The sequence below is a fragment of the Brevundimonas intermedia genome, assembly GCF_027922165.1.
Classification (GTDB): domain Bacteria; phylum Pseudomonadota; class Alphaproteobacteria; order Caulobacterales; family Caulobacteraceae; genus Brevundimonas; species Brevundimonas intermedia.
Genome location: NZ_BSFD01000006.1, coordinates 55,379 through 67,832 on the forward strand (window position 1 = coordinate 55,379; position 12,454 = coordinate 67,832).

Below are 12,454 nucleotides of genomic sequence, written 5' to 3' on the forward strand. Positions count from 1 at the left end.
CTCACGGTTCCGCTCCCGCGCCCAAGCTTGAGCATTTATTCCACAATCCCCGGAACTCGCCGCTTGGAGGGACGTTATCCATGCGCATTTCTGCACTGCAGTTGGGTGGGCGGTGTTCTGTCTATGATTGATTCTTCCGATTCCTCGCGGCGCAAAGGCGCCGATAAACCGGGGGAGGCGGGGCTCGAAGAAGCTCGCCTTCGTCAGCAGGCAATTGGCGTCAAGCTTCGCCACATGTTCGACGAAGTCGTAAACGAGCCTGTTCCTGATGAATTCCTTGAGATTCTGAAGCGCGCCGACGCCAAGTCTCCTGGCGGTGGCTCATGAGTTCGCCACGTCTGGGCGCCGCGCCCAAGCCTGCTTCGGCGGACGATGAGGGCTTCAAGCGTGAACTGGTCCAGCTGATCCCGCATCTGCGGGCGTTTGCCCGCACCTTGACCGGCGATCCGACAGCAGCCGACGATCTGGCTCAGGACGCCATGATGAAGGCCTGGGACGCACGCGCCAGTTACCAGATGGGCACAAATATGAAGGCCTGGACCTTCATGATCCTGCGCAACCAGTTCTACTCCGAGAAGCGCCGGTCCTGGCGCCAGTCGCAGCTGGACCAGGAGGCCGCCGAGCGTACTCTGGTGGCGGTCGACGACCCCGAGGCGCCCGTGGCCTTGGACGAACTGCGCCAAGCGCTGAAAACCCTGCCTGAGGAACAGCGCGAGGCGCTGATCCTCGTCGGGGCGGGCGGCTTCGCCTACGAAGAGGCGGCCGAGATCTGCGGCTGCGCCGTCGGTACGGTGAAGAGCCGTGTAAGCCGGGCGCGCCGCGCCTTGCAGGCGACGCTGGAGAAGGGCGGCTACGGACGCGACGGCAAGGCGGCGGGCGACGCCATGCGCTCCATCCTCGGCGAGGCCGACAGGCTGGCCGGCGCCCGTTCCTGAGCCCCCGGTGACGGAGGAAGCCAGACCCGACCCGGCAGCCGCACAGCCGCGGCTCGAGCGGAAGTGGAACGCCGCCCGATTTCAGGGAATTCGTTTCCGGCTGGGCTTGGCCATGGCTCTGGCCCTTTTGCCGATCCTCATTCTCATCTTGGTTCAGACTCAAGCCGACTTCAGCGGTCAGGCCGAGGACCGCAAGGTCGATCTGCAACTCGCCGCGGAGCGCAGCGCAGGCGACATCAAAGCGCGGCTGGACAGCGCCCAGGTCTTGTTGCGAGCGCTGAGCCCGGACGCCTTGGGGCCCTACTGCGCGCCCCGGCTGACGGCTCTGGTTGATCGCCTGGATGGCTATGAAGGGCTTTATCGCCTCAGTCCCTCCGGCGACGCCGTCTGTGCATCCGGCCGCCGCGACGGGCTGCGGTCCGGGGTGGCGCCCGCTGCCCAGGCCGACTGGTTTGAGCGCCTTCGACAGGGCGAGGAGTTGGTCGTCGTCCGCGCGCCCGCCGGCGCCGGCTATCCCGCCGCCCTTATCATCGCCATTCGGGCGGAAAGGCCTATGGGCCGGTTTGACGGCGCCATGGCGGCCGTCATTCCCTTATCGGCGCTTCAGCCCGACATTCAGGACCCCGCCCTGCCCTCGGCCTCGGAAGCCGCCCTGACCGACGGCGCCGGTCGTCTGTTGGTCGCAAGCGATCCCGGCGCCTTCAAGTTCGCTGACGGCGGCGATGTTTCGGGCTGGGTCGCACGGGCGCGAGATGAAGGCTCAGCCGTCTTCGCCGCCAAGGACAGTCGCGGCCAGAGGCGCGATTATGCAGGGGCCGTCTTGGCGGGCGGCGACCTGTATGCGCTGCTTTCAGCGCCGGCGCCGGGACTTCTGTCCTGGGCCAGACTCAATCCGATCGGCAGCCTGCTGCTGCCTTTGGGCGCATGGTTGACAGCCTTCGCGGCGGTGATGCTTCTGTCCGAGCGCATCTTCATCCGCTGGCTCGACTATCTGGAGCGGATCGCCGCCCTCTACGCCAAAGGCCGGTTTTCGGTGCGGCCGTTGCAGGCCATGAACGCCCCGTCTGAAATCCGCACCCTGGCCCGGACCCTGGACGAGATGGCCGAAGCCATCACCGTGCGCGACCGCGAGCTGACCGATGCGATCGCCGAGAAGGACGCGCTGATGCGCGAAATCCATCACCGGGTGAAGAACAATCTCCAGATCATCTCGTCCCTGCTGTCGATGCAGCAGCGGGCCCTGACGGACGCCCCGGCGAAGGCGGCGCTGGGGGACACGCGCCAACGGATCTCGGCCTTGGCCCTGATCTACCGCACCCTGTACCAGAGCGATGATATCCGCCACGCCGACGCCCGGGAGTTTCTGACCGAACTTGTCGGTCAACTGGTGGCCAGCGAAGCCGTGCGGGGACCGGTCGTGGTCAGTTCGGTTGAGGCGGACTCTCTGTTCGTCGATCCCGACAAACTGGCGCCCCTCGCGCTGTGGCTGGTCGAGGCCGTAACCAATGCCCAGAAGCACGCCTTTGCAGGGCGGGGCGGTGCGTTGAGCGTCCGTTTCCGGGTTCATGGAGAAACCTCCACGCTAGAGGTCGAAGACGACGGTCCCGGCCCCTCGGACGGCGCGGAGGCGGGGGTGGGACGAACCCTGATGGGGGCCTTTGCGAAACAGCTGCGGGGTGAGGCCGAGTTCGTCGCGGCGCCGAACGGCGGAACCATCGCCCGCATGACGTTCGCCACGCCCGAAGCCTTGTCGCCGACGGATCCTGCGGACAAGACAGGCGGCGCCGACGGAACCGGAGCCGTGCGGTCGCGTTGATAGGCCAAGACCGACAGACTCCCATGTCGGCTCAACCGGAGCTTTCTCATGCGCAAGATTTTCGTCCTGGTCGCCGCCGCCGCCGCCCTGACCACCGCCGCCTGCAATACCGTCGAAGGCGTGGGTCGTGACACCCAAGCCGCCGGTTCGGCCGTTTCGGGCGCAGCCCAAGACGCCAAGAACTGATCGTCTGCGGCCAAGGCCGCGGAATAGAGACTTGCAAGGCCCCGCTTCGTCGGGGCCTTGTTCGTTTCAGGACCTCATCTGGAGATTTCCGTGAACCAGACCGCAAGGAACGCCGGCCTCGCCCTGCTGCGTCAGCACGCCTTGATCGCCGGAGAGCCCGTCCCGGCCAACGGCCACGGGATTGCAGTTGATGATCCCGCAACGGGAGACATCATCGGCCATGTTCCCGACCTGGACGCCCCCGAGACCGAACGCGCCATCCAGGCCGCCGCCGACGCCTTTCCCGCCTGGTCCCGCTCCGATCCGCACAAGCGCGCCGCCTTCCTGCGCCAATGGGCCGAGCTGATCGACGAGAATGTCGAGGGCCTGGGCGCCCTGATGGCGCTGGAGAACGGAAAGCCGTTCGAAGAGGCCAAGGGCGAGGTTGTCTACGCCAACGGCTTCATCAAATGGTTCGCCGGCGAGGCCGAACGACTGATCGGCGAGACCCAAGACAGCCCGCTGGGTCATCTTCTGCTGACCTATCGCGAGGCGGTGGGGCCGTGCGCCCTGATCACGCCCTGGAACTTCCCGGCCGCCATGCTGACGCGGAAGCTGGGTCCGGCTTTCGCCGCCGGCTGCACTGCCGTGGTCAAGCCGGCCAGCCAGACGCCTTTCACCGCGATCGCCCTGGCCGAACTGGCCTATCAGGCGGGCCTGCCAGCCGGCGCCCTGTCGATCGTGACGGGCGAAGCCGCGGTCATCGGCAAGGTGCTGACGGAAAGCCCGCTGATCCGCAAACTGTCCTTCACCGGATCGACCGGGGTGGGGCGGAAACTGGCGGAACAGTGCGCCCCGACCCTGAAGCGGGTGTCGATGGAACTGGGCGGCGCCGCGCCTCTGATCGTCTTCGCCGACGCCGATCTGGACCTGGCCGTGGCCGAGACCATCAAGGGCAAGTTCCGCAACTCGGGCCAGACCTGCGTCTGTCCCAACCGCGTCTATGTCGAACGGTCGGTGTCTGAGGCCTATGCCGAAAAGCTGGCGGCGGAAGTGGCGAAGATCAAGGTCGGTCAGGCCTTCGACGACGGCGTCAAGGTCGGCCCCCTGATCGAGGACAAGGCCATCGACAAGGTGGAGAAACACGTGGCCGCGATCCAGGCCGACGGCGGGCGGGTGCTGACCGGCGGTTCGCGCCCTGAGCTGGGCGGCCGCTTCTTCCAGCCGACCGTCACCCTGGGCGGAGACGACACCCTGTTCCGCAAGGAAGAGACCTTCGGCCCTATGATCCCGGTCTTCCCCTTCGACAGCGAGGACGAGGTTCTGGAAAAGGCCAACGCCAGCGACTACGGCCTGGCCTCCTATCTGTTCACCCGTGACCTGGACCGGGCTATGCGGTTCAGCCGCCGGATCGAGGCGGGCATGTGCGGGGTCAACACCGGCCTAATCTCCACCGCGGTCGCCCCGTTCGGCGGGGTCAAACAGTCGGGCTATGGCCGCGAAGGCTCGATCCACGGCATCGACGAGTATGTGGACGTGAAGACGGTGACCCTGGCGCTGAAATGAATCTCAGATCGGCAGGACCCCCCGCTTGACCACCGACCGCATGGCGACGCTGGAAGACACCCGGTGGACGCCCGGCAGGCGCGTCAGGGTCTTGGCGTGGACCCGTTCCAGATCGTCGACGTCGCGCACCACCAGCCGCAGCAGATAGTCGGCGCCCCCGGTCATCAGATAGCATTCCATCACCTCGGGCGCGGCGGCGACCGCCTGTTCGAAGGCGCTCAGCGCCGCCTCTGACTGGGACGACAGGGTGACGGTGACGAAGACGCTGATCGGCAGCCCCACGGCCCGCTCGCTGATCACGGCGGCGTAGTGATCGACCACCCCCGCCGCCTCCAGGGCCCGCAAACGACGCAGGCAGGCGCTCTCGGACAGGGCCACCTGACGCGCCAGATCGGCGTTGGTCATGCGGCCGTCCTGCTGCAGAAGACGGAGCATCTTCCTGTCGGTTCCGTCCAGTTCGACGGCGGAAACGGTCTTCATCGGGTCACTCCATCGCAGAGACTGCGCATGTACGGCGATCAGGTCGCGAAATGAACAGGATTCTGCGACCCGCTCGGCGCTATATGTGAAGCGACGGCGATCCGCCCGCAGAGACGGACGCTCCCCCTACACCACGGAGAGGTTCCCATGCGCGTCGGCGTTCCCAGTGAAATCAAGAAGAACGAACATCGTGTCGGCCTGACGCCGACGGCGGTGCGCGAATATGTGGCCCATGGCCATACGGTCTCGGTCCAGACCGGGGCCGGCCTGGGCGCCGGCTTTACAGACGCGGACTATCAGAAGGCGGGTGCGACCCTGGTAGCCGACGCCGCGACCGTGTTCGCGAACAACGACATGATCGTGAAGGTCAAGGAACCGCAGAAGGTCGAGTGGGAGATGCTGCGCGAGGACCAGATCCTCTATACCTATCTTCACCTAGCGCCCGATCCGGAACAGACCAAGGGGCTGCTCGCGTCGAAATGCGCCGCCGTGGCCTATGAGACCGTCACCGATGCGCGCGGCGGCCTGCCGCTGCTGGCGCCCATGTCGGAAGTCGCGGGCCGGATCGCCGTCTTCTCGGCCGCTGAGACCCTGCTGAAGCACAACGGCGGCATGGGCCTGCTGTTCTGCGGCGTGCCGGGCGTGGCGCCGGCGCGGGTGCTGGTGCTGGGCGGCGGCGTCGTCGGCCTGAACGCGGCGCGGATGGCCATGGGCCTGGGCGCCGAGGTGGTGGTGCTGGAACGTTCCATCCCGCGCATGGCCTATATCGACGAGATCACCGGCGGCCGGGTCATCACCCGCTATTCCTCCATCGGCGCGATCGAGGAAGAGCTGGTCAAGGCCGATGTGGTGATCGGCGCCGTGCTGGTGCCGGGCGCCTCGGCCCCGAAACTGGTCAAGCGCGACCATCTGAAGACGATGAAGCCCGGCTCGGTCCTGATCGACGTGGCCATCGACCAGGGCGGCTGTTTCGAGACCTCGCACGCGACGACCCACGAGGACCCGACCTATGTCATCGACGGCGTAGTCCATTACTGCGTCGCCAACATGCCGGGCGCCGCGCCGCGCACCAGTTCCGAAGCCCTGAACAACGCCACCCTGCCCTTCGGTCTGGCCCTGGCGGATCACGGGCTTGAGGCGCTGAAGAAGGACCCGCACCTGGCGCGCGGCCTGAACGTGCTGAAGGGCGAGATCACCTATCCGGCCGTGGCCCAGGCCCTGGGGATGGAGTTCAGCGACCCGTTCGGGGTGTGGGCCAAGGGCTGATTTAGACGTTCAGGAAAACGCCGGCCGCCCCTCCGGGTCGCGGCCGGCAGGGATCTGATTGCAGGACTGCCGTGAACTGATAGGCTTGATCTATGATCATCTCACTTATCGCCGCAGCGCTTCTTCAGACCGCACCGGTTCAGCCGCCCGTGGTGTGGAGCACCCCGCCCCGCATCGAGATGCGCCCAAGGCCTTAGAGAGCGGTGCGTCCGGCAAGGTTGTCCTGCGTTGCGTCATCATCGACGGCGGTGCGGTCTCTAGCTGTGTGGTGGTTTCCGAGACACCTGCCGGACAGGGATTCGGACGCGAGGCTTTGCGCGGGATTAGGACCGCAAGGGCGCAGCCAGGTCAGGAAGGAACGCGCGAAATCACTCTGATCTTCGCTACGCACTGATCCCTTCGGGGCACGACTGTAAATTTTCGCGCATCTGCGGCATAAGCCCGCGATGAAGTTCCTCGACCAGGCCAAGATCTATATCCGCTCCGGCAACGGCGGCGCGGGCTCCGTGTCGTTTCGACGCGAGAAATTCATTCCCAACGGCGGCCCCGACGGCGGCGACGGCGGCAAGGGCGGCGACGTCTGGATCGAGGCGGTCGAGGGGCTGAACACCCTGATCGACTATCGCTATCAGCAGCATTTCAAGGCCCAGACCGGCCACCACGGCCAGGGCCGGCAGATGCACGGCGGCAAGGGCGAGGACGTGCATCTGAAGGTGCCGGTCGGCACCCAGGTGCTGGACGAGGACAAGGAGACCGTGCTCCTTGACATGGACACGCCCGGCAAGATCGAGCTGCTGCTGAAGGGCGGCAACGGCGGTTGGGGCAATGTCCGTTTCAAGGGCCCGACCAACCAGGCGCCCACCTACGCCAACCCCGGCCAGGACGGCCAGGAGCGGTGGATCTGGCTGCGGCTGAAGCTGATCGCCGACATCGGTCTGGCGGGTCTGCCCAACGCGGGCAAGTCCACCTTCCTGTCGGCCGCCAGCGCCGCCAAGCCCAAGATCGCCGACTATCCCTTCACCACCCTGGCGCCGAACCTGGGGATGGTGGACCTGTCGCCGTCCGAGCGGTTCGTCATCGCCGACATTCCCGGCCTGATCGAGGGCGCCAGCGAGGGCGCTGGTCTGGGCACGCGCTTCCTGGGCCATGTCGAGCGCTCGGCCAGCCTGATCCACCTGATCGACGGCACCCAGGATGATGTGGTCGAGGCTTACCGGATCATCCGGGGCGAGCTTGAGGCCTATGGCGAGGGACTGGCGGACAAGGCGGAGATCCTGGCGCTGAACAAGATCGACGCCCTGACGCCCGAGGCGCGCGAGGAGAAGGCGGCCGAGCTGGAGGCCGTCGCCGGTCGTCGGCCCATGCTGGTCTCCGGCGTATCCGGCGAGGGCGTGGCCGCCCTGCTGCGCGCCGCCTGGGCCGAGGTGAAGAAGACCCGGGGCGCCCTGGCCGGCGACAGCGATGTGGACCAAACCTCTGGCTGGCAGCCCTAACAGTCATCCGGCTGCGCAGGTGTGGCGTGCAAACGTCACCCCAGGATTTCGCCGGATAATCCTTCGGAGAAGTGGGCGGACAACGGTTTTCGATGCTATGCGTTAACCAGCGCCAACGGTAAAGCTGGAGCCCGCCTCCCCATGCGTCGACTACTGATATGGTCAGCCCTGGCCGCCCTAATCGGCCTGATCCTGGCCGGGGTCGGCTATTGGGCCTACTGGAACTTCTATTCGCGGTTCCAGCCGGTCACGATCAGCCGCGACCAGGCCCAGATCCAGCAACTGCTCGACGAGGCCTCCTGGGTGTCCGGCGGCGGCGGGGGAGAGCCCCTCTATATCATCGCCTATCGGGACAGCGCTTCGGCCCAGCGCTATGAGCGCGAGGAAGTGGCGAAGCTGAGGGCGGCGGGGGTCGAGGCTCGGGTCATCCTGTTCGCCCGCGCCGATCGGGAAGGCCTGCCCCAATCCACGGCCGCCGAGCGGGCCACGATCGCCGAACTGTGGCTGACCCGCGACTGGTCGCTGTATCAGCGCTGGACCGCGACGCCGGCGAGCGCCTGGACCGCAGCGGGCATACCGGCGGCGGACGGCAATCTGGCTCGCTCGGCCGTGGTCGAGGCCAGCCGCCAGTTCGAGACGCGTCTCGGCGCCCTGCTGAAGGATGCGGGCGTGCAGATCACCTATCCCCTGATCCTGTGGCGCGACCGCGAGGGCTTCCTGAAGGCCTGCGGCTGCGCGGACAGCCGGGCCTGGGTCTTTATCCGCGACGATCTGAACGCCCCCGACCGGGTGGGGCAATCCGCGCCGGTGGACGCCCTGCCGGCGCCGGAGGCGACACCTGGCGACGGGACCCCGGCGGCGGCGAATCCGTCCGCCCTGCCCTATCCGGCCCTGCCGGCTATACCGCCCGCAGCGGGCCAGACGCCGAATACGGCCCCCAATGGGACGCCCGCGCCGGCGTCCCCTCCGGCCCCGCGGGCTGCGCCCGAGGCCCAGAAGCAGGACGATACGACCTTCTTCTAGGCTCCAAGCGTGCGGCAGGCGGCGATCAGCCGGTCCACGTCAGAGGCGTCCTGATACAGGCCGAAGCCGAAGCGGATGACGTCGTCGCGGACGTCGGTCACCACGCCGGCCGACAGCAGGGCTGCACGCCAGGTCTGGGCGTCCGGGTGGCGCAAGGCCAGGAAGCGGGCGCGAGGGCTGTCGCCGACGACCGGATTGAGGATCTGCGCCTCGCCGAGCACGCCCGCCTCACCGGCGCGAACCGCGTCCTGAAACTGGAGCGCCAGCCCCCGGCTGTGATCGGCCACATCGGCCGTCGTCAGCCCGGCTTTGGTCAGCATCCCCCGCACCGCGTTGAACCGGTACAGGGCGGAACTGTCGAAGGTGGCGCCCCAGAAGCGACCGCCGTCCGAGCGGTACTGAACCCCGCCCGGCGGGCCGGACAAGTCCCCGAACTCGGCGAACCAGCCGGTGACCACCGGCCGGGGCGCGAAGCCGTCGGGGGCGTGGAGGAAGCAGGCGCCCTCGCCGGCCATGGCGTATTTATAGCCCCCGGCGACATAGAAGACCCGGTCCGCCACGGCCGACAGATCGGTCGGGGTCGCCATGAATCCGTGATAGCCGTCGACCAGGATCCAGGGGCCCTCGGGCCGGGCCAGGTCGGCCAGGGCCTCGATCCGGTCGAACAGGCCGCCGGTGCGGAAAAAGACCTGGCTGACCAGGATCCAGTCGTGATCGCCTGCAGCGGCGGCCGCGACGAAGCGGTCGGCGAAGGTCTCGAACGGCGCCAGGGGCACGCGGGTGACCACCGCCTGACCCGCTTCCTCCCAACGCTCTGCCTGGCGGCGGAAGGAATGGAACTCGCCGTCCGTGGACAGGATGCGGACCGGCCGGGTCTTGAAGGCCGAAAACACCCGCAGCAGCAGGTCGTGGGTGTTGGACGAAAAGACCAGGCTGTTCGGATCGGGCAGGCCCAGTTCAGCCGCAACCTCGGCCTGGGCGCGAGGGATGACCTGATCGAAGATCAGATCCCATTTGCGGTCGGCGTGCAGATTGGCGTCCAGCCAGGCCTGCTGCTGGGCCTCGAAACTGACGTCGGGCCACAGATGATGGCTGTGGGCGGCGAAGTGCAGACGGTCCGGCGCCAGGGCCAGGGCGCGCGAGAAGAGGGGTTTGAACGCCATCAGCATCCCTTTCTGATCCCGAGCATGCCCAGCCAGCCGCCGCTGGTCAGCAGGGCGACGTCGAGCAGGGCCAGGGGCAGGGGCGTCGAGACCGGGGCGGCGATGAAGCGGGCCTTCCAGTCCGGCGAGAATTTGGCCTTGTAGCTGCGTAGGCCCTGGAAGCCGTAGAGAGCCCCGCCCTCTTCAAACACCAGAGCGCCGACGCGGGCGAAGACGGGGGCGACGCGGCGGTCCTCCAGCCCGGCCAGAGGCGCCATGCCCAGATCGAAGACGGCGACGCCTTCGGCCTTGGCCCACTGGACGCAGCGGGTGAACAGATAGTCCATCACCCCGTGCGGCGCCTCGGGGCTGTAGCGCATCAGGTCCACCGCCGCCTCGCCCGGCGTGACCAGCAGATTGGCGAAAGCCATGATCCGATCCCCCTCGCGCATCACCGCCAGGGGCGTGAGGTTCAGATAGTCGATGTCGAAACGGCCCAGAGAGAAGGCCTTTTCAGCCCCATTGTGCATGGCCAGCCAGGCGTCGGAGATGGCTTTCAGCTCGGCCTCCAGCGGCTTGGCCGCGCCGGGCGGCAGGACTTCGAACCGTGCGCCTTCGCGCTCGGCGCGGTTCAGGGCGGTGCGAAGGTTCTGCTTGCCCTTGCCTTCCAGGCTGAAGGCTTCGGTACGGATGACGGCGGTCTCGCCCACCTTGCGCATGGCCAGGCCCATGGTCGCCAGTTCGCTGAGAATATCGTCGCCGACCGAATAGAAGACGGCCGAACCGCCGTAGCTGTCGGCCATTTCGGCGAAGCTCCACAACAGCTCCTGCCGTTCCTGGAGCAGCCCCGCCGGCTCGCCCATGGCGATCCAGCGCCGCCCCCGCACGCGATAGGCCAGGAAGCTGCGGCCTGAAGGGCTGAACAGCAGAGCCTTGTCCCCCAGCATGGCCAGCCACGCCTCGGGCGTCGCCTCCTCAGCCGTTTCCAGGGCGATCCGGGCGCGTTCGATCTCGTCCGCCGAGGCGGGGCCATGGCTGTCGGCGCCGGGCGAGCTGAGCAGGGAACGGCCGGCGACGAGCAGGGTCAGCAGGGACAGGACCAGGCCGGCGCGGAGGAAGCCCGAGGCCTGGCGATCCACCAGGAACCGCCACCACAGTTCATCGGAATAGGCGACGTCGCGATAGGCGAAGAAGCCCAGCCACAGCATGGAGACGACCACGGCCACAAGCAGCAGCAGCCAGCCGGGCCTCAAGGGCTCGCTGAGGCGGGAGCGACGATTGAAGGCTGTTCGGCAGGGCGCGAGCAGGACGGCGACGATGATAAGGTCGATCGATTCCTGCCAATCCAGGCCCTTGAGCATGGAGAAGACCGCGCCGACCGCAAGCGCCGCAAGGGCGGCCCAATAGGCGCCGCGTCGGCGTCGCCACAGTCCGGCCGAGAGCAGCAGCAGGACGAAGCCGGCGATGCTGGCCACGAAGTGCGACAGGTCGATCAGGATCGGCGAGACCACGCCGGTCAGTTGGCGCAGCCGGTCGTCGAACTCGGGCGTGACGGCCGAGATCAGCATCAGGGCCCCGGCGCAGAAGGCGAAGACGGCGAAGATCTGAGGCGTCAGCTCATAGGCCAGCCCCAACAATCGGCGCACCAGACGGGGCACATAGACGTTGCGGCGGTTCACGCGGCCCCCTGGCGATTCGACATAACGCCTCACCTTAGACCAGGAATCGGCCAACCGGGGCAGTCCCGAGGTCTTTTCGAGGCATACGAAACAATCCGTAACATGGCGAGTTTTGAGGATGCGGGCGCCGGGCCCGTGCAACCGGATATAAATCCCATGAACTTCAAGACCGCCATTCTGGGCAGCGCCGCCGCCGCCTTCCTGATCGCTTCGCCGGTGCTGGCGCAAGACGCCGCGACCGCCGCCCCCCAAACGCCCGCCACCCAAGAACCGGCCGCCCAAGAACCCGCCGCGCAGCCGAGCCTCTCGCTGACGCCGGGCACCTCGGTCCAGGGCCCTGACGGCGAACTGGGCAAGCTGGAAGGCGTGCAGAACAACGCTTCGGGCGCCCAGGAGCTGACGGTGCGCGGCGCCGACGGCCAGCTTCGCGCCGTGCCGCTGAACGGCATTCGCCAGGAGGGCGCCAATGTCGCCGTGGCCTATACGAAGGCCGAGTTCGACGCCGCCGCCCCGATCGCCGGCGCGACGCCGGCTCCGGCTCCGGCCGCCGAGCCTGCGGCGACAGAGCCGACTGAACCCACGGAGCCGACGACGACCGATCCGGCCGATCCGTCGGGCAGCAGCGACCCGATGGCCCCGCCCACCGGCGACCAGCCCCAGGGCTGAGCCCCCGCGGGCCACGCCCGCGGATCGATAGAGACAAGGCGGTCGGGACGCGTCCCGGCCGCCTTTTCGCATCCGATGGCGACCCTGACACCAAAACAGGGTGACAAGAGCGCCAAAAGCGCCAAAAGCGCCAACTTGCTCACGATCCGCCTGCCTCTCTTGAATAGCCCGGGTCCATTATAGGGGCGTGTGGGGTCCTGCTGAGTTGAAGGGGGCGAATGCG

General features: G+C 67.5%; 13 protein-coding genes. 10 read left to right on the top strand and 3 right to left on the bottom strand.

The window, feature by feature from the left end:
• Positions 1–123: 123 nt before the first annotated feature.
• From nepR to PKE72_RS10515, 5 genes are all read left to right on the top strand, one after another.
• Complete coding sequence (gene nepR / locus PKE72_RS10495) at positions 124–327, top strand: anti-sigma T factor NepR (RefSeq protein WP_271165325.1); 204 nt, start codon at positions 124–126, stop codon at positions 325–327.
• Positions 324–935 carry a sigma-70 family RNA polymerase sigma factor gene (locus PKE72_RS10500; protein WP_271165326.1) on the top strand — a complete coding sequence of 204 codons (612 nt, stop codon included), beginning with the start codon at positions 324–326 and terminating at the stop codon, positions 933–935. The genes nepR and PKE72_RS10500 overlap by 4 nt, the downstream gene beginning before the upstream one ends.
• A 112-nt stretch (positions 936–1,047) precedes the next feature.
• On the top strand, positions 1,048–2,751 hold the full coding sequence (phyK, locus tag PKE72_RS10505) for a sensor histidine kinase PhyK (protein ID WP_271165327.1): 1,704 nt from the start codon (positions 1,048–1,050) through the stop codon (positions 2,749–2,751).
• A gap of 48 nt (positions 2,752–2,799) precedes the next feature.
• Positions 2,800–2,937, top strand: coding sequence for an entericidin A/B family lipoprotein (locus tag PKE72_RS10510; protein ID WP_008264300.1), 138 nt, complete (start codon positions 2,800–2,802; stop codon positions 2,935–2,937).
• Between the two features lie 90 nt (positions 2,938–3,027).
• Positions 3,028–4,482, top strand: a complete 1,455-nt coding sequence (locus tag PKE72_RS10515; RefSeq protein WP_271165328.1) for an NAD-dependent succinate-semialdehyde dehydrogenase — start codon at positions 3,028–3,030, stop codon at positions 4,480–4,482.
• 3 nt (positions 4,483–4,485) lie between these two features.
• Here PKE72_RS10515 and PKE72_RS10520 read toward each other — a convergent pair whose 3' ends face one another.
• Positions 4,486–4,962, bottom strand: coding sequence for an Lrp/AsnC family transcriptional regulator (locus PKE72_RS10520; protein WP_054764061.1), 477 nt, complete (start codon positions 4,960–4,962; stop codon positions 4,486–4,488).
• Positions 4,963–5,109: 147 nt separating this feature from the next.
• Between PKE72_RS10520 and ald the strand changes: the two genes are divergently transcribed.
• The 4 genes from ald (at position 5,110) to PKE72_RS10540 (ending at position 8,744) form a co-directional block, all read left to right on the top strand.
• On the top strand, positions 5,110–6,228 hold the full coding sequence (gene ald, locus PKE72_RS10525) for an alanine dehydrogenase (RefSeq protein ID WP_271165329.1): 1,119 nt from the start codon (positions 5,110–5,112) through the stop codon (positions 6,226–6,228).
• A gap of 154 nt (positions 6,229–6,382) precedes the next feature.
• On the top strand, positions 6,383–6,622 hold the full coding sequence (locus PKE72_RS10530) for a TonB family protein (RefSeq protein ID WP_271165492.1): 240 nt from the start codon (positions 6,383–6,385) through the stop codon (positions 6,620–6,622).
• 52 nt (positions 6,623–6,674) lie between these two features.
• Positions 6,675–7,721: a GTPase ObgE gene (gene obgE, locus PKE72_RS10535; protein ID WP_271165330.1), complete on the top strand. Its 1,047-nt coding sequence runs from the start codon at positions 6,675–6,677 to the stop codon at positions 7,719–7,721.
• Between the two features lie 141 nt (positions 7,722–7,862).
• On the top strand, positions 7,863–8,744 hold the full coding sequence (locus PKE72_RS10540) for a hypothetical protein (RefSeq protein ID WP_271165331.1): 882 nt from the start codon (positions 7,863–7,865) through the stop codon (positions 8,742–8,744).
• Here the strand turns inward: PKE72_RS10540 and PKE72_RS10545 are convergent.
• Positions 8,741–9,907, bottom strand: a complete 1,167-nt coding sequence (locus PKE72_RS10545; RefSeq protein WP_271165332.1) for a kynureninase/PvdN C-terminal domain-containing protein — start codon at positions 9,905–9,907, stop codon at positions 8,741–8,743. The two genes, PKE72_RS10540 and PKE72_RS10545, sit on opposite strands and share 4 nt — an antisense overlap.
• Positions 9,907–11,565, bottom strand: coding sequence for a GNAT family N-acetyltransferase (locus PKE72_RS10550; protein ID WP_271165333.1), 1,659 nt, complete (start codon positions 11,563–11,565; stop codon positions 9,907–9,909). The genes PKE72_RS10545 and PKE72_RS10550 overlap by 1 nt, the downstream gene beginning before the upstream one ends.
• A gap of 156 nt (positions 11,566–11,721) precedes the next feature.
• Between PKE72_RS10550 and PKE72_RS10555 the strand changes: the two genes are divergently transcribed.
• Positions 11,722–12,231 carry a hypothetical protein gene (locus PKE72_RS10555; RefSeq protein WP_271165334.1) on the top strand — a complete coding sequence of 170 codons (510 nt, stop codon included), beginning with the start codon at positions 11,722–11,724 and terminating at the stop codon, positions 12,229–12,231.
• Positions 12,232–12,454: the final 223 nt, after the last annotated feature.